General features: G+C 46.2%; 19 protein-coding genes, 1 tRNA gene and 1 other annotated feature. Of the genes, 14 read left to right on the forward strand and 6 right to left on the reverse strand.

What is annotated here, in order from left to right; translation table 11 throughout:
- The first annotated feature begins 188 nt into the window (after positions 1 to 188).
- Both ACCC71_RS06210 and ACCC71_RS06215 read left to right on the forward strand, forming a co-directional pair.
- Complete coding sequence (locus ACCC71_RS06210) at positions 189 to 632, forward strand: spore coat protein CotJB (RefSeq protein WP_434311553.1); 444 nt, start codon at positions 189 to 191, stop codon at positions 630 to 632.
- Positions 632 to 1,237, forward strand: a complete 606-nt coding sequence (locus ACCC71_RS06215; RefSeq protein WP_434311554.1) for a manganese catalase family protein — start codon at positions 632 to 634, stop codon at positions 1,235 to 1,237. The genes ACCC71_RS06210 and ACCC71_RS06215 overlap by 1 nt, the downstream gene beginning before the upstream one ends.
- Positions 1,238 to 1,316: 79 nt before the next feature.
- Here ACCC71_RS06215 and ACCC71_RS06220 read toward each other — a convergent pair whose 3' ends face one another.
- From ACCC71_RS06220 to ACCC71_RS06240, 5 genes are all read right to left on the reverse strand, one after another.
- Entirely contained in the window at positions 1,317 to 1,790 is a 474-nt protein-coding gene (locus tag ACCC71_RS06220) for a hypothetical protein (protein WP_434311555.1), read from the reverse strand.
- Between the two features lie 170 nt (positions 1,791 to 1,960).
- Positions 1,961 to 3,220, reverse strand: coding sequence for a TRAP transporter large permease (locus tag ACCC71_RS06225; protein ID WP_434311556.1), 1,260 nt, complete (start codon positions 3,218 to 3,220; stop codon positions 1,961 to 1,963).
- A gap of 1 nt (position 3,221) precedes the next feature.
- Entirely contained in the window at positions 3,222 to 3,719 is a 498-nt protein-coding gene (locus ACCC71_RS06230) for a TRAP transporter small permease (RefSeq protein WP_434311557.1), read from the reverse strand.
- A 100-nt stretch (positions 3,720 to 3,819) separates the two neighbouring features.
- Complete coding sequence (locus tag ACCC71_RS06235; RefSeq protein ID WP_434311558.1) at positions 3,820 to 4,902, reverse strand: TRAP transporter substrate-binding protein; 1,083 nt, start codon at positions 4,900 to 4,902, stop codon at positions 3,820 to 3,822.
- Positions 4,903 to 5,005: 103 nt separating this feature from the next.
- Positions 5,006 to 5,269, reverse strand: a binding site (T-box leader).
- An 86-nt stretch (positions 5,270 to 5,355) separates the two neighbouring features.
- Positions 5,356 to 5,428: transfer RNA gene (locus ACCC71_RS06240), tRNA-Arg, on the reverse strand.
- A gap of 196 nt (positions 5,429 to 5,624) precedes the next feature.
- Between ACCC71_RS06240 and ACCC71_RS06245 the strand changes: the two genes are divergently transcribed.
- Together ACCC71_RS06245 and queA are read left to right on the forward strand one after the other, a co-directional pair.
- Positions 5,625 to 6,968 carry an SH3 domain-containing protein gene (locus ACCC71_RS06245; RefSeq protein WP_434311559.1) on the forward strand — a complete coding sequence of 448 codons (1,344 nt, stop codon included), beginning with the start codon at positions 5,625 to 5,627 and terminating at the stop codon, positions 6,966 to 6,968.
- A gap of 117 nt (positions 6,969 to 7,085) precedes the next feature.
- Positions 7,086 to 8,111, forward strand: a complete 1,026-nt coding sequence (gene queA / locus ACCC71_RS06250; RefSeq protein WP_434311560.1) for a tRNA preQ1(34) S-adenosylmethionine ribosyltransferase-isomerase QueA — start codon at positions 7,086 to 7,088, stop codon at positions 8,109 to 8,111.
- Positions 8,112 to 8,473: 362 nt separating this feature from the next.
- Here the strand turns inward: queA and ACCC71_RS06255 are convergent, their stop codons facing one another.
- Complete coding sequence (locus ACCC71_RS06255) at positions 8,474 to 9,652, reverse strand: IS110 family transposase (RefSeq protein ID WP_434310505.1); 1,179 nt, start codon at positions 9,650 to 9,652, stop codon at positions 8,474 to 8,476.
- Between the two features lie 278 nt (positions 9,653 to 9,930).
- On the opposite strand from ACCC71_RS06255, the gene ACCC71_RS06260 reads away from it, so the two are divergent.
- The 10 genes from ACCC71_RS06260 (at position 9,931) to ACCC71_RS06305 (ending at position 24,833) form a co-directional block, all read left to right on the forward strand.
- Positions 9,931 to 11,799: an AAA family ATPase gene (locus ACCC71_RS06260; protein ID WP_434311561.1), complete on the forward strand. Its 1,869-nt coding sequence runs from the start codon at positions 9,931 to 9,933 to the stop codon at positions 11,797 to 11,799.
- Positions 11,800 to 11,868: 69 nt separating this feature from the next.
- The gene (locus ACCC71_RS06265) at positions 11,869 to 16,293 is read left to right on the forward strand and encodes a DEAD/DEAH box helicase (protein ID WP_434311562.1); all 4,425 of its coding nucleotides are present in this window, start codon (positions 11,869 to 11,871) and stop codon (positions 16,291 to 16,293) included.
- Between the two features lie 204 nt (positions 16,294 to 16,497).
- On the forward strand, positions 16,498 to 18,348 hold the full coding sequence (locus ACCC71_RS06270) for a DUF4214 domain-containing protein (RefSeq protein WP_434311563.1): 1,851 nt from the start codon (positions 16,498 to 16,500) through the stop codon (positions 18,346 to 18,348).
- Positions 18,349 to 18,526: 178 nt separating this feature from the next.
- Positions 18,527 to 19,435: a helix-turn-helix transcriptional regulator gene (locus ACCC71_RS06275; protein ID WP_434311564.1), complete on the forward strand. Its 909-nt coding sequence runs from the start codon at positions 18,527 to 18,529 to the stop codon at positions 19,433 to 19,435.
- A 91-nt stretch (positions 19,436 to 19,526) separates the two neighbouring features.
- Entirely contained in the window at positions 19,527 to 19,871 is a 345-nt protein-coding gene (locus ACCC71_RS06280) for a TfoX/Sxy family protein (protein WP_434311565.1), read from the forward strand.
- Complete coding sequence (locus ACCC71_RS06285) at positions 19,861 to 20,493, forward strand: GyrI-like domain-containing protein (RefSeq protein WP_434311566.1); 633 nt, start codon at positions 19,861 to 19,863, stop codon at positions 20,491 to 20,493. The genes ACCC71_RS06280 and ACCC71_RS06285 overlap by 11 nt, the downstream gene beginning before the upstream one ends.
- Positions 20,494 to 20,953: 460 nt before the next feature.
- Positions 20,954 to 22,240, forward strand: coding sequence for a dihydroorotase (locus tag ACCC71_RS06290; RefSeq protein ID WP_434311567.1), 1,287 nt, complete (start codon positions 20,954 to 20,956; stop codon positions 22,238 to 22,240).
- A complete protein-coding gene (gene pyrF, locus ACCC71_RS06295) occupies positions 22,237 to 23,157 on the forward strand; it encodes an orotidine-5'-phosphate decarboxylase (RefSeq protein ID WP_434311568.1) in 921 nt (306 codons plus the stop codon). The genes ACCC71_RS06290 and pyrF overlap by 4 nt, the downstream gene beginning before the upstream one ends.
- A gap of 18 nt (positions 23,158 to 23,175) precedes the next feature.
- Positions 23,176 to 23,940: a dihydroorotate dehydrogenase electron transfer subunit gene (locus ACCC71_RS06300; protein ID WP_434311569.1), complete on the forward strand. Its 765-nt coding sequence runs from the start codon at positions 23,176 to 23,178 to the stop codon at positions 23,938 to 23,940.
- On the forward strand, positions 23,937 to 24,833 hold the full coding sequence (locus tag ACCC71_RS06305) for a dihydroorotate dehydrogenase (RefSeq protein ID WP_434311570.1): 897 nt from the start codon (positions 23,937 to 23,939) through the stop codon (positions 24,831 to 24,833). The genes ACCC71_RS06300 and ACCC71_RS06305 overlap by 4 nt, the downstream gene beginning before the upstream one ends.
- Positions 24,834 to 24,842 lie beyond the last annotated feature (9 nt).

A 24,842-nucleotide genomic window follows, 5' to 3' on the forward strand; every position in this document is an offset into this window, starting at 1 on the left:
CTAAGTCTTTTTGATGAAGAAGATCGGGTTTCCTAACTTTTTTTACTCGATAAATTATGACAAATTTTTCCATATAATATTTTTGCGCGGCGCGAGTTCCTTTCCTTTTTCTCAAAATAATGGCATGGTGAGCCGATTACTTTTGCACATACTAATTTTGCAAAAGAAAAACAAAAGGAGGAAATGCCATGCAAAACGAACATTTAGCCATTGCCACGGTTCCTTGTCAGCCTTGGGGCGAACGTTTTACCGAGGAACAGGCATTTAAAAACGGGACTATTTTTAAAGATTTGTATCTCCCTTTTTTTGCCGCGGAAGAGAACTGCGGATGCAAAAAGGAAGAGCGGCTGCGGCAGAAAGCCAAAGGGGAAGACGAAGCATGTATTTTGCAGCAGTTGGATGAGATCAGCTTTTATTTGGACGATCTAAATTTATATCTTGACACTCATCCGCAGGATAAAGAAGCAATTGAACTTTACTGTGAGTATAGTCAGAAGCGGGCCCAGCTGAAACAGGAATATGACAAACAGTTTGGACCTCTGACAAGAGATTGCATTTGGAAATGCGAAGGTTCGAAAGATACATTTTGTTGGCAGGAAGGGCCGATGCCCTGGGAAGGAGCGTGCGTATAATGTGGAGTTATGAAAAACGATTGCAGTTTCCAGTAAAAATTACGACCACCTGCCCGAAAACGGCGCAGCTGATCATTAGCCAGTATGGCGGACCGGATGGAGAACTTTCGGCTTCCATGCGTTATTTGGCGCAACGGTATACTATGCCGGTAAAATCCGTCGGCGGGCTTTTAACGGATATTGGTACGGAAGAATTGGCGCATATGGAAATTATCTGCGCCATGGTTTATCAGCTGACGAAACATTTAACGCCGGAAGAAGCCAAGACAGCGGGCTTTGACGCCTATTATATTGACCATACAGCTGCCCTTTGGCCTCAGGCGGCGGCTGGTGTGCCATTTACGTCGTTGGAGTTTCAATCCAAGGGAGATGCCATTACGGATTTGACAGAAGATTTGGCGGCGGAACAAAAAGCCCGGACCGTATATGATAATTTGCTCCGCGTGATTACGGACCCGGAAGTACGGGAACCATTAAAGTTTTTGCGTTCCCGTGAGGTCGTGCATTTTCAACGTTTTGGAGAGGCATTGGAGCGAACGAAAGAAACATTAGACGCAAAAAATTTCTATTATTTCAATCCGGAATTCGATAAGCAGATGCTTTAGGAAAAAAGGAGGCTGACCAAATCAAATGGTAAGCCTCCTTTTCCTTCCGTTGACAAGAGCATACTCTGTCCGGAGAGGATTATTTTTGTTTCATCGTGGCAAAACCGATGAAAGATAAAATGACTTCCAAAATTACAAACATGAAATAAGGGAAGAAGAGTACCAGTGCGATGGTATAAAGGATGGCGCCGGTTAAAGCAAGACCGCGAATGCGGGCAAAACACCCAATTCCATTAAAGAGCATCGCTAAAAATGTGCAGATGAGATGAGGCATGACCATAACTGTCGCAAGCCCTGCTCCGAGCTGTTCGGCAGTTCCTGTTACGCTGTCAATCGCACCGGACCAATAGACGATGGAATAAATACAATAGGCAAGCCCAATCAGAAATGAGATCAGTAGACATACGCTAAATTTGTTTTTCTTTTTATGGGTTGGCGTTGGAATCTGGCGATCCATGATATGGCGGCGAACCTTACAGTCATGGCAGACATAATAAGCGTCGTCGCTTTTTTCCACATACTCCATCTCTCTTCCGCAGCGTTCACATTTCATAGCACAATCCTCCATCAATCGTTTTATATGTCAATTATACGATGAAATTCGTATTTATTCAACAAAAAAGTATAAAAACTTAGTAGAAAGTAGCCGTGGACGATAGGAAAGAACGTATGAATAGGAAAAGGGCAAAGCCGTTTTTTGCTTTGCCCTTTTTATCATGAATATTACATTAATCCAGGAATTAGCATCGGAACATACAAGATCAGGAAAAATATAAGAACCAATCCTAACAGATAAGGAATAATGGCTTTCGCAATTTTTTCAATCGGCAATCCGGTGATGCCGGATGCCACAAAGAGATTGATGGCTACTGGCGGCGTAATCATGCCAATGGCAATTCCTACCACAAAGACAATACCAAAGTGCACTAGGCTGATATTCATCGCTTTCACCAGCGGTAAAAATACAGGCGTTAGAATAATAATTGCGGAAGATGTCTCCATAAACACACCGGCAATCAAAATAATAACGGCGATCAAAAACATGATAATGTAAGGGTTGGTAGATACGCTCAACACAGAACTGGCAATGGATTCCGGAATTTTCCAGTTTGCCAATACCCATCCAAAGGGCCCGCTGCAGGAAATAATAATCATAATTACAGCGGAGGTTTTTGCGCTGCCTTTCATGATATTAAATAATTCTTTTGGACCCATATCCCGGTAAACAAAGGCGGATACTAAAATGGCATAGATAACCGCTACATCTGCCGCCTCGGATGGAGTGAAATATCCGGAAAAAATCCCGCCTAGAATAATGACTGGCATTAAGATTCCCCAGATAGCTTTCAAAAAGGTCTTGCATACATTTCGAAGAGAAAAGGATGCTCCTTTTGGATAATTATTCTTTGCGGCTTCAAACAGGGAGAGGGCGATCAGAATGGCGCCCATTAAAATGCCGGGAACAAAGCCGTTCTTAAACAAAGTATTTACGCTCTCTTCTGCAATCACAGCATAGAGGACCATGGGAACAGACGGTGGAATAACGACGCCAATGGTACCTGCCGCCGCGACAAGCGCTGTGGATTTTGCCTCGTTATAGCCTCTCTTTTTTAGTTCAGGAATCAACGTTGCGCCTACAGCGGCTGTCGTTGCCGCCCCGGAACCGGAGATTGCGGCAAAAAACATTCCTGCCAGTACCGATACAATGGATAATCCGCCTTTAATCATTCCTAAGAGCGCTTCTGCAAATTCTACCAGAACCTTGGAAACCTTTCCCTTTGCCATTAAATCACCTGCAAAGATGAAAAAAGGAACTGCAATTAATGAAAAGGAGTCCGTGGCGGTAAACATACGCTGCACGGTCATCAAAAGAGGTACGTCTCCTTTTAGCATTACAACCACGGAGGAAAGCACAATAGAAAAGGCTACTGGAACTCCTAAAATTAGCAAGATAATGAATGCAATAAATAGTAATGCTGCCATTTTACGCCTCCTCTTTTCCAAGTAAATGCATTACACAGTTTAGCACGGCGTCTAAAGCGTGAAAAAGCATCACGCCGCAGCCAAGAGGGATACAGGTATAAACATACCGCATAGGTAGGCGCATGGCGGCGGAAAGCTGATTTCCCTGTTTCCCAAAATATTGAATTCCATAAAACATAATCAGTGTAAATAACACAATGCAGAGTAGATGAATGATAATTTTCAGGATATCCTTCGCTTTTGAGGGGAGGTTATCCTGAAGCACAGAAATTGAAATATGGCCGCTATGCTTATATACACAGCCTGCTCCCAATAGAGTACTCCAGATCAGCAAATAGCGCGTAGCCTCTTCGCTCCAGGCCAAAGCAGTAAAAAAAATGCGGCAGACAATCTGTGCGCCAGTGATTAATACCATAGCTCCCAGCATAAGCACAATTACAATTTCTGCAATTTTATCAAGAATATCACTTAATTTATGAATCCCTCGAATAATAAACAAAACAAAAATCCCCCTTCACAGATCGGTCTGTCAAGTTCATACAATGCCAGGCCCGCCGACACTTGCGGGCCTGGCATGATACGAAACACATTTTTATTGATTACATACCTGCGATAACTTCCTGAATTCTTGTTACATAGTCCGCATACTCTGCGTATTTCTCATAAACCGGCTGAACAGCTTGTTTGAAGGAATCCAGATCCGGAGTTTCGATGACTTCCATACCATTGTCTTTCATAGCCTGAAGCTGAGTGCTTTCTTGGTCGGCTACCCACGCCCGCTCAAATTCTGCGGCTTCCTGAGCTGCATCGAGGAAAATCTTCTGAGTATCCGCATCCAGAGAGTTAAACACATCCGCGCTCATGGTAATAATTGCAGTAGAATAGGAATGGCGATCCAAGGTTACATATTTTTGCGATTCCCACAAGCTGTAGGAATAAATAACATTGATCGGATTTTCCTGACCATCGACCGTTCCCTGCTGAAGAGCAGTCAACGCGTCCGCCCATGCCATGGGGTTCGCATTTACACCCATCGCCTCAAAGCTTGCGGTGTATACGTCGTTCTCCATAATACGAATCTTTAAACCATCTAAGTCAGCAGCGCTTTGAATCGGCTTTTTGCTGTTTGTCAAATTGCGGAATCCACGCTCGGCATAAGCAAGTCCCTTTAATCCGGAATCTTCCAGAGTATCCAAAAGTTCCCGTCCAATTTCTCCGTCCAATACGGCATAGGCCTGTTCGTTATTCGCAAAAAGATATGGCATATCAAGCACGCCCATAGCGGAAGAGAAATTGATAAAAGGTCCGCTGGTAATGATTCCCATATCCAGAGTGCCAATCTGCATACTTTCCAGCATATCTCTTTCTCCACCCAGAGTACCGTTTGGATAGATGTCAATCTTATAAGCACCGTTGGTTCTTTCTTCGACTAGCTCGGCAAATTTTTCAGCCGCTACTTGGAAGCTGTCCTGTTCATTTACCGTGGTTCCAAGTTTCAGTACGGTTGCGTCTGTGCTGGCAGCAGCGGTGGTATCGTTTGTGGCCGGCGCCGTGGTATTTTCTTCCGCAGCCTTGGTCGTATCGGGAGTCTTGCTGTCCTCGTTAGAAGCTCCGCAGCCTGTTAGACCCATCAGCATCACTGCCGAAAGGGCCAGAGCAACAAATTTTACATGTTTTTTCATAATTTCCTCCTTAATTATATATGTATAGAATGTCAACCGCCGCCCAATGGAAGCGGAAATGACCTAGTAAAAAATTTTATGGCAATAAAAAAGCTTCCATCTCCAAAGAGACAAAAGCTATAGACTTCTGCGGTACCACTCTTTTTGCTGAAATATAACAAACAGCCACTCAAGCCCAATGGTTTCAAAACCATATTTTTGAGCAACACGATAACGGGTGCTTTCCGTTCCAGCTTACACAAAATTTAGATTCCTTCAGCTAGACTGTTCAAAGGGGATTTTCCTGATTCCTCAACCACCATGTCGCATCAACCCATGGCTCTCTGTAGGTTTCATAATCAGTACTCTGCCTTATCCATACATTTTTGACCAAGTATACGATTAAGCTTATAATAGTCTTTTGAATTTTATTTGTCAACTACTATTTTTGCGGTTTATTACAAAATAAAAAAATGCGTCAGACAGGATTCGAACCTGCTACCCCCAGAGTCGGAGTCTGGAACTCTATCCAATGAGTTACTGACGCATATTCTATAGTATAATCAGAACTACTGGCAAAGTCAACTGAAATTTTCACGGATTTAGAAAAAATTTATAGAAGCAGTTGATCTTAAAAAAAACGTAAGACCAGGCAGTTGACAAGTGACTAGGCCTTTGCTAAAATGATAAGAGCCTTATTACAAAGTTATTACATAAATATTACGGCTGGAAAGGATGATTCGATGTCAAAGCCATTCGATGAGGAAGACGAGGATTTTGAACCATTGAAGATAGATGAAGAATTTGAGGATGTCTGGGGAGGAGAGGACGACGACTTCGTAGATATTAGTCTGGACGGAGGAACAGAGACGGAGGACAAGCCCTATGGAACCATAGAGGCGTCTTCACGCCCAGTGCGAAAAATTGAAAGAGTGATTCAGGATCCATTTGCGGAAGAAGAGAAGGTGGAATCCAATCGCTACGCGTCTGGTCGCGATAGCAGGAGCAGTTATTCCGGCAGTTCCCGTGGACAGGGCGGCGGCAGCCGTTTTTCTGGTCACAAAAGTTATATTATTCTGGCAGTGATCTGTTTAATTGTGATTGCGGCGGTTGTGGTAGTTCTAAAGCTTTCTTCGGGAAAAAGCGGTGAAGGAAACAGCGAAGGCGCTACTTCAGCGGCTACAGAAGCTCCGACTTCCCCATGGCAGGAGAATGGAAACGAAGCGGTAGTTCAGCTGGTGAATCAGTACTATCTGGCATTGAAGACAACGGATATGGCGACCCTTCAGAATATCATGGACGCGGGTTCTCTGCCGACGGAGGACACGGTTGTCAAAATGAATGGGTATATTGAAGATTACCAGAATATTACCTGCTATACGATGGCCGGCGATCAGGAAGGGGAGTTTGCCCTTTATATTGCCTATGATGCTAAGTTTAAGGATGTGAATACGTTGGCGCCGGGGCTGACCCCTGCTTATGTGGTGACAGATTCAGCGGGCGTATTGCGTCTGATGACGGTGGAGCAGATTCAGGCGGATCAAAGAATTGTAACTTATATGAATCAAGTGTCCGCGGATGATAAGATCGAGCAGTTGGGCAAAGATATTTTGAACAAATTTAACGAAGCGCTTGCTGCGGATCCAGCGTTAAACGCCTTGGTAGGAAATGGAAGCAGCACGACGGAAGCTGGTGATACACAGGCGCCGGAAAGCACGGATCAACCGGAGGGTACAAGTCCAGCAGAGTCTTCGACACCGGAAGCGACGACCACGCAGGCTCCGGAAACAACGCCCCAGGAGACTACCACGGCAGCTCAGGGCGGTGAGAATACATTTACGGAGCAGAGTACCGGTATGGTATTCCAAAATACGGATACCATGATGTATACCAATAATGAGGTAAAGGCGAGAAAGGCTCCCAGCACGGATGGGGATGATTTCTCGGTTGTGGCCGCAGGTACAAAAGTCCATGTCATTGGAAAGAGCGACAGTTGGTATCGGGTTTATCTTCCAGATGGAGATGGTACGCCCAGATATATCCGCTCCGATTTGTTGGTATTGGATAATCCGGGCGGCGGCGCGTAATGAATTGAAATGACTATCGGTAAGATAGCGGCAAACAAGGCGGGGCTTTTATAAGCCCCGTTCTTTTGCTGGTATGAGAATTTAGTAGATGGGATTTTTGAGATAGAGGAGAGAAATATGGACATCAATGATTTTGATTATGTTTTACCGGAAGAACTGATCGCACAGGACCCGATTGAAGATCGGTCCGCTTCGCGTTTGCTGGTCTTAAACCGCGAGACGGGAGAGACCCGTCATGAAATCTTTCGGGATATTTTGCAGGAACTAAATGCGGGAGATTGCTTGGTGATTAATAACACGAAAGTAATACCAGCTCGTTTGATGGGAGTGAAGGAGGATACCGGGGCCGCTATCGAAGTCTTGCTTTTGAAGCGGTTGGAAAATGATACCTGGGAGACTTTGGTAAAACCAGGAAAAAAGGCCCGGCCCGGCGCTGTGATTTCTTTTGGCGACGGATTGCTGAAAGGAACCGTAGTCGATGTGCTGGAAGAAGGGAACCGGAAGATTCAGTTTTCCTATCAGGGGATTTTTGAGGAGATTTTAGATCAGCTGGGCCAGATGCCTCTTCCGCCTTATATTACTCATCGCTTGGCAGATAAAAATCGTTATCAGACCGTTTATGCCAAACATGACGGTTCGGCGGCTGCCCCCACGGCCGGCTTGCATTTTACCAAGGAACTCTTACAGCAGATTCGGGAAAAGGGGATCGAAATAGCGGAAGTTACTCTTCATGTGGGGCTTGGAACTTTCCGGCCGGTCAAGGTGGAGAACATCGAAGAGCATCACATGCACTCGGAATTTTACATGGTGGATGAGGAGACTGCAGAGAAGATTAACCGTACCCGGCAAAACGGGGGACGCGTCGTGGCGGTAGGGACGACGAGCTGCCGTACTTTGGAATCCGCGTCCACAGAAGATGGGATACTCCACGCGGGAAGCGGCTGGACAGATATTTTTATCTATCCTGGTTATCAGTTTCATGTGGTGGACGCGCTGATTACGAATTTCCATCTGCCCAAGTCCACATTAGTGATGCTGGTATCGGCGCTGGCCGGGCGGGAAAATGTTTTAAAGGCGTACGAAGAAGCGGTGAAAGAACGATATCGGTTCTTTAGCTTTGGAGATGCAATGCTTGTGGTGTGAGTAAAAATTTTGGGTGAGAAAAAGCCCGCGAGAGCGCAGGAATCCTGGGGTTTCGCGGGTTTTTGACATCCAATTTTAAAAACAGCTTTTTGGGCGCTTTTGAGGTAAAATCGGGAAAAAGAGATTTATTATATTATGGATAGGATAACGTCAAAAGAACAAAGCCAGACGTTACACTTGATTTTGTTCCGAATATTGTTGATTTTATTCTGCTATAATAGTATACTATATCTGAAAAGCTTGGAGACTAACTATATGAAGTCAAGTAAAAATTGATAAGATTTTATAGTTTTTCTTAGCAGATAAAAAATTGTATGACAAATAAGGCAACTTCCGTTGCCTTCAGAAAGGATATTTTATTGTTACATTTGTGGAACAAATGCAGTATTGTTTTTTAATAGTGAATAGATTACTCGAACCAATTTTTTGCCTACATGGCTTTGGGCTACATGAAAATGTTTTCCTTCGGATCGCTTTTTTGCCATATAAGTAGCAAAAGTGGAATCTCTCATAGAAACCAATCTTGCAGCTTGCATTATAGCCCAACGCAAATAGGTAGATCCTCTCTTAACCATAGGTGTTTTAGATGCATTGTATTTTCCAGACTGGTAAGTAGAAGGTTCCATTCCTGCAAATGCTAGAAGTTTCGCTGGTGATGAGAAATTATTTATATCACCAATCTCAGCAAGAATGATAGCAGCAATTGTATATCCTATACCAGGAATGGTCATAAGTGGCGTGTTAAGTTCATCTACAACAAGTTTGATTTGTTGATCCAAAGTATTTATTTCAGCCTGGACGGATTGAATTAATCGAATTGTCTGTTGCAATTCAAAAGTTAAAGATCTGTTGGATGAGCCAATAGAATTAGCTGCAAGCTCCCGTAGCCGAATTGCTTTTTCACGGCCATATTTTCCACGGGAAGCCTTAGAAATAACATTTGTTAAATGAGTCAAATGACATTTGCGGATTTCGTCTGGGCATGGTAATTCAAGCAATAACTGATAACTGGAAGATTGGTGGATAGACCATACAAAATCAGGCAGTTCAGGAAAAATGATATCTATTAGCCGAGTAACAGAAAGCTTAAGTTTAGAACGGTAACCAATCATACGATAACGATGCCTTGTTAGTGACTTTAGCTCTTGGATTTGGTATGATGAAGGGGAATAGGATTTTGATTCATCAGAAAAGAGCATAGTTGCAATGACTTTGGCGTCACACTTATCTGTTTTGGTTTTCCTAAGGGTTCCGGCCTTACGAAAAGCATTTGTTACTAAAGGGTTCAGTACGGTAATACTAAAGCCTTTGGAATACAGATAGTTTGTAATGTTTGTGCTGTAATGACCTGTTGATTCAAGTCCTATTTTTACGTTTGAAAAATCACTTGACTTAAGGGCAGAGATGATGGAGGTGTAAAGTGTAACGAAACCTTCTTTGGTGTTTGGAATACGGAGGGAATCCGTAATGATAACACCATCAGAATCAATGATACAGCATTCATGTTTGGATTTGGCTACATCAATGCCAACAAATAACATAAAGAATCACTCCTTTGTAATAAATTTACGCTGTGTTTCCGCAAACTCTATGTTGAATGTATCCTTGCTATATATAAAACGTCATGCGTTATCTAACTAATTAACAAATAAACATAGAGCTGTGGTTAGAGCCTCCAAAGGAAACAGTCAGCTTATAGGGAAGCTGCCGTAGGTGTTGTAACTAATCCACAGCGTCTACAACTGATTATATAGAAAATAATCAAGAAAGGAAAATGTGTAGTGAATTTCCCTATGAGTTCATTATACAAGGTGCTAACATGAGTGAAACCATAACGGTAAAGGAAGCGGCAAAGCTTTGGGGAATCACGGAGCGTCGAGTAACCGTCCTATGCAAAGAGGGACGGATAAAAGGGGCATATAAAAAAAGTCGCAGTTGGGTGATTCCTATGGATGCCGAAAAACCTGCGGACAGCCGAATTAAAACTGGTGCATATAGAAAAACCAAAATATTGCCTGACCTGCCGCTGCCGGTTGGAATTTCAGATTATCGTCTGGCCTCGTCCGATTACTACTATGTTGATAAAACCATGATGATCAAGGAGTTTCTGGACGAGAGGCCAATGGTGTCTCTGTTTACCCGTCCGCGCCGTTTTGGCAAGACCTTGAATATGGATATGATCCGCACCTTCTTTGAAAAGACGGACGAAGACACCTCTATTTATTTCAGAGATAAAAAGATTTGGTCTTGCGGTAAAAAATATCGCGACTATCAGGGAAAATACCCGGTGATTTTCATCACTTTTAAGGATGTGAAACGGGACTCCTGGGAAGAGACCTATGATCAGATTTCTAAGATTCTGACCCAGGAGTTTGAGCGCCACAGCGAGCTATTGGAAAGCGAGCAGTGCAGCAAATATGAGAAATCGTACTTTAAAAATGTTCTGGAAGAGAAAGCGGACAGCACAGATATGATAATGTCCCTGCAAAGGCTCTCTCAAATGTTGGACGAGCATTATGGTATCCCACCGATTATTATCATTGATGAGTATGACACGCCGATTCAGCAGGGGCATATGAGGGGATTTTATGATAAAGTGATTCTCTTTATGCGCAACCTCTTTTCCGGCGGACTGAAAGATAACCGGCACCTTTCTTATGGCTTTTTAACCGGCATTCTTCGTGTGGCCAAAGAGAGCATTTTTAGTGGCCTAAACAATTTAAAAGTGAATTCCATATTGGACAACCAGTATAGTGAATATTTTGGCTTTACGCCGGAAGAGGTAAAAGCGATTGCCCGCTATTACCATGCGGAGGAGAAGTATGCGGAAATCTGCGCTTGGTACGACGGGTATCGGTTCGGGGGCTCGGAAATATTTAACCCATGGTCGGTCATCAGCTATTTTAGCAATGGCTGTCAACCCAAGGCCTTTTGGCAGTCAACCGGCAGCAATGAGATCATCGGTGAAATTTTGGCGCATGCAGGAGAAGATATCTATGAACGTCTTAACGCTTTATTGCAGGGGGAATCTTTCCTGACGTATATCGACACCGGAGTTATTTATCCCCAGATTCGAAATAACCCTTCCTCCGTATACAGCTTTCTTCTGGTTGCAGGCTATATGAAAGTCGTAAGAGTAGATCCTGCTTTCAGCGGTGATTATATGTGTGAGGTAGCGCTGCCCAACCGGGAGATTGCGTTTGTCTATAATAAAGAGATTTTGCAAAAATTAGCCAATCTCATTCCCCAAGCTACTGCAATCTCCATTCAAGAGGCATTGTATTCTCATGATGCACAAAGGCTGCAAAAGGAGATGCACAAGCTTCTCCTCCAATCGGCAAGTTGCTATGATACTGCCGGAGAAAATTTTTATCATGGTTTTGTTCTGGGGCTTTGTGCCATGATGGATAACCGCTACTATATCAGCTCGAATGGGGAATCCGGAGAGGGCCGATATGATATTCAACTGTTGCCCAAGTCAGAGATTATGCCGGGCATTCTGATTGAACTGAAAGCGGGCAGAAATTTCTCCGGGGATAAACTAAAGCAGCTCTCAGAGACGGCTTTGGCACAAATTCAGGATCGCAAGTACGATACCGATATGATTTCAAAAGGCGTTAAAACGATCTTCAAGTATGGCGTAGCTTTCAGCGGGAAACAGGTGGAGATTGCGGTAGCTTCCCAATGAAGAAATAGAGGCAAGTACAGATATGTACAAAGTGCTTTTGATATGAACAAGTAACAGGGGATAATAGAAATGGATAAACGGATTTTCGCTTCTATGATCGTGAAATATTGGTATCTGATGGAGTTTTTGGGGCAATCCGATTTTCCCGTACAAAGTCGGGACAGTCGCGAGCTTTGTTCAAAGGCAGCCAAAGGAGAAACGAGTACGAAACAGATCACGGTGTATCGTTTGCTATCCGACCAAGCGGACGCACACGCTGAAAATCAAAGATCGGTCTTTATAGAGCCGTATATAGCATTGCAAAGCGATGCACATGTTTATACTTCATATGGCGTGCTATCGGATGAAATCCATATTTGTTTGGGGAAGATGGAACGCTATCTTTTTGCCGAACGCTTACAGCAAGCCTTTCATCAGGATTTGGAGTTGCCGGAGAAAAACCGCAAACCTGTATGCCTCATAGGCTTGAAGTGTGATGAACAAGGAAAATATATTCCAGGCAGTATTCAAGTGTCTCCCTTGGCTTGGGGGATCCATCAGCTTCTGTATCACGCCGATCAATTGACAAAAGAGAATATGGCGGACTTTTTATCCATGGATGCCTATGAGTCCGATATGCAATCGTTCGATATACAATTGGTAGAGATGACGGAGGCAGGGGGCGTTGGGCAACTGCTCACCTCGACTTTGCTGAATTCTATTAGGAATCAAGTAGAAAGGAAATACTTAGTAAATATTATCCAACCGGAACAGGAAATAAACTGGGACGGTGTCATGATTTATCGCCGGTATAGGGCCGAAGAGAATAAGGCGCAGGATACAGACGTTTTTCACGATAGCGACTTGGCCAACAGTTTTTTTGCAGATGATCTGCATATGGTGGAAAAAGCGATTAGCGATGGCGGGTTCGGAAACAGTCCGTTAGAGCAGGCGATATTGGATTACATAACTGGAGCATATGCGGAAGAAAAACCGGAGCTGCATTGGCTGGATGTTCAAAATCGTATGGATGTGCACAATGCTTGGAAAAACGGACGGGAAGAAGCGCGCACCGACTTTTTTCACCGCCATTTGGATATCGCAAAAGCGCCTCTTGGCAAGTGGCCGTCCAAATTTATGCCCTGCTTGATGCAGCAGCTGGCAGTCAATTTGAGTTGGCGCCCGTCGCCGGATAACCTGCCCATTTTTTCTGTGAACGGTCCTCCCGGAACAGGGAAAACTACACTGCTGAAGGAAATCATAGCCGGCAATATCGTGGAGAGGGCGAATTTGCTTACCCGCTATCAAGACCCGGATGATGCCTTTATTCAGCGTCGCTTTCAGGACGGAGATAAGATGCACAGGGGATATTCTCAGTACTGCTGGGGGTATTATGACTTTGCCGATGAACAACTGAAAGATTACGGGATGCTGGTGGCCTCGTGCAATAACGCCGCTGTGGAGAATATCACGAAGGAGCTGCCGGATGGGATGGCGTTATTGAAAGGGATAGAACCTGATAAGAAGGAAGATGAGGCTGTTCGTCAAGGCCTTTTGGAAGTACAGAAATTATTTCAAATAGATGAAGCGGATAAAGAAACCTATAGAGTATGGAATCAAGAAAGATATGAATCCCAAATCTATCCGGATATCTATTTTACAAAGTTGGCTAACGATCTGGCGAAAAGAAAAGAAGGGGAATGGGATCGCTGGGGATTGATTTCTGCTCCGTTCGGGAAGATGAATAATCTGAAAGAATATATGTATGCGGTCTTAAAGACCTATATCGGAAGTTTTGGCTCCAATGACAGTATTCAGCAGCGCAAAGAGGCGTATATAGGTGTCGCCCAGCGTTTCAAGAAACAGCATGAAAAAGTTAGACAAATGGAAAAAGAGCTCCAGCAGATCAGTGGTGCAAGGAAACGTTTTACAGAACAACGAGCGCCACTGAACGATCAAGCCCAAAGAGCAAGAAATCTTCAAACCCAACGGGAACGGGATGCGGACGAAATGCTGAAGGAACTGCAGGATCTGGCGCAGCAGTCAAAGTTGGCGGAACAGGCACTGAAAGATTATCAGGGAGAACTGGCTAATTTACAACAGCGGAAATTCTTGCAGGATGAAAATCAAGCGAATGCGGAAAATCAAATCCACGAACTCCGTCGACAAATTATGGAACTGGAAAGCAGTCGTCGGTTTCGAGACATTATTCTTGAAATTTTCCGTCGGCCCACCATGTTGTCTCATACCATCCAGGAGCAGTATCAAGCCTTGGCCACGGCAGAACAGAGCCTTCAAGATGAGGTGGTGAAGAGTGGACAACTGCAGCAGGAATTGGAACGGCAAAGAAGAAAATGTGATGAAAAAAGCGACGTTATAAGCGGCCTTGAAAATCAACAAAACCAACTTTCGGAAAAACGAAAAAACTGTATTGAACAGGTAAACCAGCTGCGTCTGCAAATGGAAGAGTGTTCAAAAAAGATTACAGAGGCCCGCAAGTCCTATATATCGCTTTTGAAGGAGGCTTCTGAGCGGCGCGGCGATCAGGTGATGACGGTATTAGATGAAGAGTTCTTCCGTCTGTATGATAGCGAAGATGACAAAGAATCCACTGCAGCGCAGGTGGCTAATCCCTGGCAAACAGCGGCCTATAATCGGGAGAGGGAGAAGCTGTTCTATGAGGCGTTAAAGCTTCATAAGGCGTTTTTACTAGGATCCAAAGCTTGTTTATGGAATTTTAAGAATTTGTTATTGATGTGGAAAGAACCGGGGGATGATGGAAAGAATCCTGTAGCATTTTCACAGCGCGACCGGGAAGCAGCGTTTGGTTCTTTGCTGAACACGGTGTTTTTGTTGACCCCTGTACTTTCTACTACATTCGCATCAGCGGGAAACATGCTGGCCTCCATTCGACGACCAGGAGAAATCGGCTGTCTGATTATCGACGAGGCTGGACAAGCCGCGCCGCAGATGGCGTTGGGATCCCTTTTTCGCTGCCGCCGTGCTATCGTGGTGGGTGATCCCAAGCAGGTGGAGCCGGTTGTGACGGATGAACTGGATTTGATCAAAAAGGTGATCCAAAACGATTATACCGGCTATTATCAATCCAAGACCCACTCGGTTCAAGGCTTCGCCGATCGGCTGAACACCGTGGGGACAACCTATATCGAGGACGAACAGAAAACCTGGGTGGGATGCCCCTTGGTCGTGCATCGGCGTTGCATCAGCCCTATGTTTGAATTGTCCAACGCGCTATCTTATAATCACATGATGAAACAGCAAACCGCTCTGCCGGGACCTGAACAAGAAGCCAAATTTTGTCGGAGAAGTTCCGGCTGGATCAATGTCAGCGGAAGCGAGAACAGCAGAGTGGGTAAGGATCATTTCGTGGAAACGCAGGGAAGAAAAGCATGGGAACTTATCCGAGAATCATTTCGACTAACGGAAGAAGTACCGAGCCTTTTTGTTATTACCCCGTTTACCACCGTGCGGGACGGCATGAAGAAAATGCTTCGATCTCAACCAGAGTATCGGGAGGATAAGCGATTTGCCGAGTGGGTAGAAAATAATATAGGAACTGTGCATACCTTCCAGGGCAAAGAAGCGGATCAGGTCATTTTTTTGCTTGGGTGCGATAAGAATGCCTTGCCGGCGGTTCGGTGGGTAAACACTAATATTGTCAATGTGGCAGCTACCAGAGCCAAGTATCGTTTGTACGTGATCGGTGATTATACTGTTTGGCAGCATTCCATTCTATTTCGAAAGGTAAAGGGGATTCTGGACAGCCATGCTCTTTGCGCCCTGCAAAAAGCGGTAGATAATCCCGATGTACCGCGAAATGAAAAACAGATAGAGCAGTTGGTACAAGAAGTGCCTGGTGCGGACTCCTTGACGATAGATGGGGAATTGGATGATTGCCTGGTAGCGCCCCTTTTTCAAGAGTTGGACGGTTTGTGGAAAAATAGTTCACTCACGCCGGTACAGTTGGCGGCGTTCGGCCTTTCTGCATCCGATATGAAAAGTTTACCGCCGAAAATTCAGCAAAGGCTTACCAGCAGTATACTGCTGCATGAACTGTTTTCCATGATGAGAGAGCGGTATAACCTGGAGAACATGGATGCGTCCTGTGCGGGCATCTTGTTCTGTAAAACAATGGAATCCATGCTGAAAGAAACGCTTTTAGGGAAACTGAAAGCGTTGTTTCCAGACGAGAAGATATACAAAGAAAAATTATGTGATATAAAGGAATATAAAGTAACAACAGGTACCTTTACAACTCTTCTAAATAAAGACGAATTGCGCTCCCAATTAGCTTCCCGTAGGGCGATCTTGTTTGAACAGGTGTGCGATGAGCGATGGTGGAAAGCATATGCCGAGGAATTAGAAAAATTTCGCCGGCTGCGTAACACCTGCTGTCATTCCGAACCGCTGAACTGGCAACAGGAGAACGAACTAATACAGATCCTTTTTGCTAAACAGGAGTTTATCAAAACACTGGTTGGCGATGTCTTGTGATGACCTTTGAATAGAGTGCGAGTATTTCTTTGACTGCATCTCTTTATGATGAATTCGAAACATGATAAATGTTCAGAACCGATTTTGTGAAAACGGAGGGAAGACTAATGCAATGTAACGGAAGATATTATGATAAAATCATAAAAGACAAGTAGATTTTTATTTTTTCTTATGATAAAATGAACTCGTTAGGAGGGGAATGACATGAGAAGAAAATGGAATCTTTTATGTGCCTTTGGATTAAGCATTGTTATGACGGGAACGACAGTATTTGCATCCCCCCTTCCGGATGTGTGGGAGGAAGGGGCGCTTGCCGCTCAGGAAGTCGTAGAAACTTCGACACAGGAAGAGCAGACAAGCGTAGAAATACAATCGTCAGAAAGTGCGAGTCAGTCGGAGCAGGCAGAGTCGACAGAAGTATTGGAAACAGACGCAAGGGAAGCCGAGGAAGAAACCGAAGCGCCCCAGGAAAGCCCGATTGAGACGGAAGCCGTCGTTTTGGATGAGCCGACGCTTTCCGGCGGGGAAGAGGCTGTCGAAGCGCCTATGTACTTGGCGACAGCGGAAGAGGGCGTAACTGGTTTTGTAACCAGGCTTTATAAGATCGTATTACAACGTACTCCGAGGGCGGATGAAGTCCAGTTCTGGGTAGATCGTCTGAAAGGCAATCAAGCTTCTGGTTCGGAGGTGGCCGCAGGATTTTTTAACTCGGACGAGTATAAGAAAAGAAATAAATCCGACGAGGCATTTGTAACAGATTTATATCAGGCCATCATGGGACGGCAGCCAGACGCTACGGGATATAACGGCTGGGTCGGACGTCTAAAAGATGGCGGAAGCCGTCCAAATGTATTGGCAGGCTTTTTGAATTCGGAAGAATTCCGGAAATTATGCGGCAGTTATGGCGTTCAGGTGGGAAGTTATTCCTATTCGGAAAATCGTGACCGCAACCAGCAGGCAACCGCCTTTGTACAGCGTCTTTATCAAATTGTGATGGGACGTAATGGAGATGAAGGCGGACTTAACAGCTGGACTTCTGTTTTGCTCGATCAAGGAGAAACAGGTGCGGGGGTTGCCTATGGTTTCTTCTTCTCCAAAGAGTATAAAAGCAGAAATAAATCCAACGACGCCTTTGTGACAGACCTGTACAAGGCCATTTTAAACAGAAATCCCGACGCTGGTGGAAAGGCGCTTTGGATCAGCCGCCTGGAAGACGGGATGAGCCGTTACGGCGTTTTCGCCGGCGTGGTAAATTCGCAGGAGTTTGGCCAGCTTTGTGAGAAATATGGAATTCAGAGAGGAAGCTATTCGTCGCCGGAGCCGAGAGATCAGAACGCGGATGTGACGGCTTTTGTGCAGCGCCTTTACCGGAATGTGCTTGGCCGCAACGGTGATGAAGGCGGATTGAACAACTGGACCAGTGCATTAAATCAGGGGGGAAATGGCACGGAAGTTGCCGCAGCATTTATTCTCAGCGAAGAATACCGGAACAAGTCCATCACGTTGTCCGATTATGTGGAAATGCTCTATCAGACGCTTTTAAACCGCAAATCCGACGCCGCGGGCAAAGCGTCCTGGGTGGATCAAGTGCGGAATAGGACGAAATCGCCGGCCGACTTGATTCCTGCCTTTACCGGATCGGTTGAGTTTGGGAAGTTGTGCGCCAGGTACGGGATTCAGACTGGAGCGGGGATCAGTGTGCGCGGAGATTTTCCGAAGATGATCATCTATGATGCGGAAGGAGTTCCGGAGCTGCTTGGACTTGTAAATCAGGCACGGGCGGAAGCTGGTGTGAAACCGCTGGTTTCCTCTGACTATTTGAATCAAATCGCTCTTCAAAGAGCCAAAGAAATTGTAAATGACTTTAGCCATGATGGCTTGAGCAAATATGGCTCCTTTGGCGAAAATATTGCTTATGGGTATCCAACCTCCCAGGCTGTATTCCAGGGCTGGATGGGAAGCGCTGGACACAGAGCCAATATATTAAGAGCGAACTACGGCACAATTGGATGCGCCAGATATGGAAATTATTGGGTTCAGATATTCAGTTGGTGACGATAAAAAGATATAAGGCTGTATAGAGAAAGTTTTTCATTATATCAAAGAACCATGACATACTGCTGTCATGGTTCTTTGATATAATAGCGGTGTAGGTGAAGCTTTATCACCAATAAGATTTTATTTCTGCCAAAGTTTGGAACATTGGCGGAAATACTGAGGAAGGACACGATTCATGAAGCTTGATCGAATGATTGGGATCCTATCGATTCTTTTACAAAAGGATAAAGTGACCGCGCCATATTTGGCAGAAATGTTTGAGGTCTCCCGCCGTACCATCAACCGGGATATCGAGGCGTTGCTGATGGCGGGAATTCCATTGGCAACAACTCCCGGACGGGACGGCGGAATTTCCATCATGGAGGGGTATAAGATCGATCGGACACTCCTTAGCACTTCGGATATGCAAGCTATTTTGGCGGGGCTTCGAAGTTTGGATAGTGTCAGCGGTACCAACCGTTATGTCCAATTGATGGAAAAATTGTCCGCTGGCGCGTCAAATCTGCTGGCGGGCGATTCCCATATTTTGATCGACCTTTCTTCTTGGTATAAAGCATCTTTGGCGCCCAAGATTGAACAGATTCACGATGCCATTCTTACTGCGCGAAAGATTACTTTTACTTATTACGCGCCCAAGGGAGAAGCGAGGCGGACGGTGGAACCCTATGATTTGGTGTTCCAGTGGTCCAGCTGGTACGTGTGGGGATGGTGTGAGACCCGGCAGGATTTTCGTTTGTTTAAGCTGAATCGTATGAGTGATATGAGGACAGAGGGTTCTTTTGAAAAGCGTGCGGCTCCACTGCCGGATTTGTCAAATGAACGGGTATTTCCAAATGTTTATCAGGTAAAAGCTCGAATTAAGCCGGAATACAAATGGCGGCTGGTGGAGGAATTTGGTGCGGATAGTTTTTCCGAGCAGCCCGATGGAACGCTTCTTTTTTCTTTCGGATTTACCGATAAGGAAAACATTATTTGCTGGATTGCTTCCTTTGGGGAGGGCGCGGAGCTTTTAGAACCGGTGGAATTTCGTTCGGATATGTTGGCTTTTGCAGAGGGAATCCGAAAGCACTATTTGGAATTATGACATACAGATGTCGTGTTTGTTGGAATAAAATAGAGATATCCCTTCCGTGGACAGGAATATCTGTGGCAAGGGAAGAAAGAGAGGATTTTATATGGCTTCAAAGATTGAATTTGTAGAATTTGTGGCGGATCAGCTGCGCGGCGCTGGGGAAATTACCTATAAGAGAATGTTTGGAGAATATGGGCTTTATTGCAATGGTAAGTTTTTCGCAGTGATTTGCGACGACCAGCTTTTTGTGAAAATGACGGAGGCAGGGAAAGCGCAGTATCCGGATCTGCCGGAAGCCCCGCCATATGAAGGTGCGAAGAATTACTTCTTACTGGAAGACGTCGATAATCGGGATATGTTGGCTGCTTTGGCGGAGACGACTTGCAGACAGCTTCCGGAGCCAAAGCCCAGAAAGAAGAAAAGCAAAGGAGAAAAAGATGGCGTTTGATTTTAAGAAAGAATACAAGGAATTTTACATGCCAGGGAAGAAACCGGAGATTGTGTCCGTACCGAAGATGAATTTTCTGGCTGTGCGGGGAAGCGGAAATCCCAACGAAGAAGGCGGCGCATACAAACAGGCCATCGGTCTGCTCTATGGGATTGCTTTTACGATTAAGATGAGTAAGATGGGAGATCATCGGATGGAAGGATACTTTGATTATGTGGTGCCTCCCCTGGAAGGGCTTTGGTGGCAGGAAGGAAAATTGGGGATCGACTACAGTCATAAAGAGTTGTTTCAATGGATATCCTTGATTCGCCTCCCGGAGTTTGTCACAAGGCAGGAATTTGATTGGGCCATTGCCGAAGCCACCAAAAAGAAAAAATCTGACTTTTCCAAGGTGGAGTTTTTCACTTACGAGGAAGGCTTGTGCGTACAATGTATGCATATCGGACACTATGACGACGAGCCGGAAACCATAGAAGCAATGGAGCAATTTGTCAAAGCGCAAGGGTATGTCACGGATATCGGCAAATCCCGTTATCATCATGAGATTTATCTCAGCGATGCGAGAAAATGCAAACCGGAAAATTTAAAAACAGTGATTCGTCATCCTATCCGGAAAGAATAGGGATTTTGGATTCTTTTTGGTGTTAAAAGTTCTAGGAAGGAAACCATGCCAGGATTTTTTGTAGAGTTTCGGAGCAGGTACTTCTAGGATTCCGAAAATTTGTGAGAAACATGAACAAAAATAGGAAACTCGCTGCGCTCAAACAGTCCTATTTTTGTTCATAACACAAATTCCCGGAATCGAAGAAGTACGAATGCTCCTGCAAATACAAAAAATCCTGGCATGGTTTCCTTCCTAGAACTTTTGATATCCTATCATCGATTGATCGGAGCCAGCGTGGTCAGGGGAGGTCCCTTCGATAAGAAGAAAGGTGTTTCGCTAGGAAGGTGCGCGAGAAAGGAAGAAAAGAGGGATTCTTTACTTGAAAGCCTTTCTCGAATATGCTAAAATAAAACAAGTTACTTGCCCGGCGATAAGGGTTCTTATCACTTATCTACGGCAGGTATAGGGAGGACTGTGAATGCGAATTCGGATTGATAACGGTAGAGTCCTGGACCCATCGACAAAGAGGGACGGGAACTATCATATTTTAATTGAGGGAAACCGGGTGGCGAAGATTACCGCAGAGGATAAGGACGATGCGGACCGGGTCATCGATGCGGACGGCTGCTATGTGATGCCGGGATTGATTGATCTGCATGTGCATTTTCGGGAGCCTGGTTTTGAATATAAGGAGACCATAGCGACTGGGGCAAGGGCGGCGGCCAGAGGCGGATTTACGGCGGTTTGTCCGATGGCGAACACCAAACCGGTGATCGACAGTCCGGAAATGGTTTCTTTTCTTTTGGAAAAAGCGGCGAAGGAGTCGCCGGTGCGGATCTTACCCATTGGTTCTGTGACCAAGGGCCTGGAAGGCCGGGAAGTTACGGATATGGCCGGGATGAAAGCTGCCGGGGCCGTGGCCTTTAGCGAGGACGGCAAGACCGTTATGGACGCCGCCGTATATCGAAAGGGACTTCAGCAGGCGGCGGAGATCGGAGCCGTGGTGATGGATCACTGCGAGGATATGAATCTGCTGAAAGAAAGCGTGATGCGGGAAGGCACTTTGGCGGAGGCAAGAAGGGTCAGCAGCGTCAGCCACGCATCAGAGGATCTGATCACGGCGAGAGATATTTTGCTGGCGAAGGAGACCGGAGCCCATCTCCATCTATGCCACTGTTCGACGAAAGCCAGTATTCAGATGGCGGAAATGGCGAAGAGAGAGGGCCTAGCGCTGACGGTGGAAGTCTGTCCCCATCATTTTACCCTGACATATGACGATATCCCGGAAGGGGATACCAACTTTAAGATGGCGCCGCCGCTGCGGGAGGCGGAGGACGTAGCGGCCTTAAAAGCGGCCTTAAAAAGTGGTGTGGCAGATGTCATTTCCACGGATCATGCTCCCCACAGCGCGGAGGAAAAGACGCGTCCTTTCCCGGAAGCGCCCAATGGAATTGTGGGAGCGGAGACCGCGGTGGCCCTAACCATCAGCGAACTGGTAGAACCGGGTATCCTTTCTCCTTTAGAGATGGCGGAAAAGATGAGTTTCAATCCGGCGAAGATTTTAGGGCTTTCTCTCGGCGTGCTGGCGGAGGGAAAAGTCGCGGATATCACGATTATTGATCCAAAAGCCGAATATGTGATTGATAAAAATACATTTGCTTCCAAGGGAAGAAATACTCCGTTCCACGGCCGAAAGGTGAGAGGAAAGGTTCTTTATACCATTGTGGATGGAAAGATTGTGTACGCTGCGGAGGAAGAGCAATGATTGACATTTTAAATGAAAAAATCCAGAAATTGGACGCGCCGGTGGTGGTGGGCCTCGATCCCATGTTAAAATATATTCCGGAACATTTGCAGAAAAAAGCCTTTGATGAGTTTGGGGAAACCCTGGAGGGAGCGGCCCAGGCGGTATGGGAGTTTAACCGAGAAATCGTGGATGCGATCTGCGATCTGGTTCCTGCCGTCAAGCCGCAGGTGGCGATGTATGAGCAGTTCGGGGTTCCAGGTATGATCGTTTATGAAAAAACCGTGGATTACTGCAAAAAGAAAGGCCTTGTTGTGATCGGCGATGTCAAGCGGGGGGATATCGGTTCTACCTCGGAGGCCTATGCCGTCGCGCATTTGGGCCGCGTGCAGGTCGGCGGGACAAGCCTTCCGGTTTTTAACGAGGATTTTGCCACCGTGAACCCGTATCTTGGTTCCGACGGGATTCGGCCGTTTTTAGAAGTGTGCAAAAAAGAAAAAAAAGGAATCTTTGTTTTGGTGAAAACATCGAATCCTTCCAGTGGAGAATTTCAAGATCGCCTGATCGATGGCCGCCCGCTCTATGAATGGGTCGGCGAGCAGGTGGCGAAGTGGGGCGAGGAAGCCATGGGCCAGGGCGGATACAGCTATGTGGGAGCGGTGGTAGGAGCGACCTATCCGAAGATGGGGCAAGTTCTTCGAAAAGTTATGCCCAAGGCCTGCATTCTGGTTCCCGGCTATGGAGCCCAGGGTGGAAAAGCCGAAGATCTGGCTCCTTACTTTAATGAAGACGGCCTGGGAGCGATCGTAAATTCTTCCCGCGGGATTATTGCGGCGTATAAGCAGGAAAAATACGCGAAATTCGGTGCGGAGAATTTTGGAGACGCATCCCGGCAGGCGGCGCTTGATATGATTGCAGATTTAAAGACCGTCCGGTAAGAACTGGGAGGAAAATAGATGGGGAAGTATAAGGAGACAGCCGAGGTTCTTTCTCAGGAACAAATCGGTGACAAGATATATAGCTTATGGCTCGGAACAAAGGAGATTGCGAGGGAAGCGAAGCCGGGGCAATTTGTTTCGGTTTACTGCAAGGATGGGAGCCGGCTTTTGCCGAGGCCCATCAGCCTTTGTGAAATTGACCAGGAGGGAGGGCGTCTGCGCCTGGTGTACCGGGTGGCCGGCACGGGAACCGAGGAGTTTTCCCACCTTGCCGCCGGCGATACGGTGGATATCCTGGGACCTTTGGGAAATGGTTTTCCCATCAAAGAGGGAAAAGCTCTGTTGGTGGGTGGAGGAATTGGCGTTCCGCCTATGCTAGAGCTGGCGCGGGCCTTGCCGGGAGAAACGGCGCTGGTCATGGGATACCGGGATAAGACGTATCTGGAAGAGGAACTGTCCGCGGCGGGAACCTTGTTTTTGGCCACGGAGGATGGCAGCAAAGGAACCAAAGGAACGGTGTTGGACGCTATCCGGGAAAACCATATCACGGCGGATATCCTATATGCCTGCGGTCCGCTTCCGATGCTGCGGGCGTTAAAAGCCTATGCGGAAGAAACCGGCATGGAGGCTTGGGTTTCCATGGAGGAAAAGATGGCCTGCGGGATTGGCGCTTGTCTGGCCTGCGTCTGCCAGTCCACGGAAATGGATGAGCATAGCCAGGTGAAAAATAAACGGGTCTGCAAGGAAGGGCCAGTCTTTGATATCCGGGAGGTGGAGCTTTGAATCTTAGCGTAAATTTGGCCGGAGTGGAACTGAAAAATCCAGTGATGACAGCGTCCGGAACTTTTGGATCCGGCATGGAATACAGTGAATTTGTCGACCTTTCCAAGCTGGGGGCTGTGGTGACGAAAGGGGTTGCCAATGTCCCATGGCCGGGCAATAAAACGCCGCGGATCGCGGAAGTGACCGGCGGTATGCTGAATGCCATCGGGCTGCAAAATCCCGGCATCGAAACATTCTGCAAGCGGGATTTACCCTTTTTAAAACAGTTTGATACAAAAGTGATTGTCAATGTCTGCGGGAAGACAACGGAAGATTATCTCGAAGTGGTGGAACGGCTTTCCGACGAGCCGGTGGACATGCTGGAGATCAATATTTCCTGTCCCAATGTGAAGGAGGGCGGGATCGCCTTTGGGCAAAATCCCTGCTCGGTGGAGGCGATCACCAAGGCGGTAAAAGAAAAGGCAAAGCGGCCGGTGATCATGAAGCTGAGTCCCAATGTGACGGATATCACGGAAACAGCGCGGGCTGCCGAGGCAGGAGGCGCGGATGTGATTTCTTTGATCAATACTTTGACAGGGATGAAGATCGATATCCACCGCAGAACTTTTGCCCTAGCCAATCAGACGGGCGGTTTATCTGGCCCTGCCATAAAGCCGGTGGCGGTACGGATGGTATATCAGGCGGCGCAGGCCGTCGCGATCCCAATTATCGGGATGGGCGGGATTCTTACGGCGGAAGACGCCATCGAATTTTTATTGGCGGGAGCCAGCGCGGTGGCGGTGGGAACGGCGAATTTCCATAATCCTATGGCGACCTTGGATATTGTACAGGGGATCGAAGCATATATGGAGCGATACCAAATGGAGAAAATTGCCGATATTCGGCTCCGTTAAGGGGAGCGG

Source organism: Hominifimenecus sp. rT4P-3 (assembly GCF_051055405.1).
Taxonomy (GTDB): Bacteria; Bacillota; Clostridia; order Lachnospirales; family Lachnospiraceae; genus Pseudolachnospira.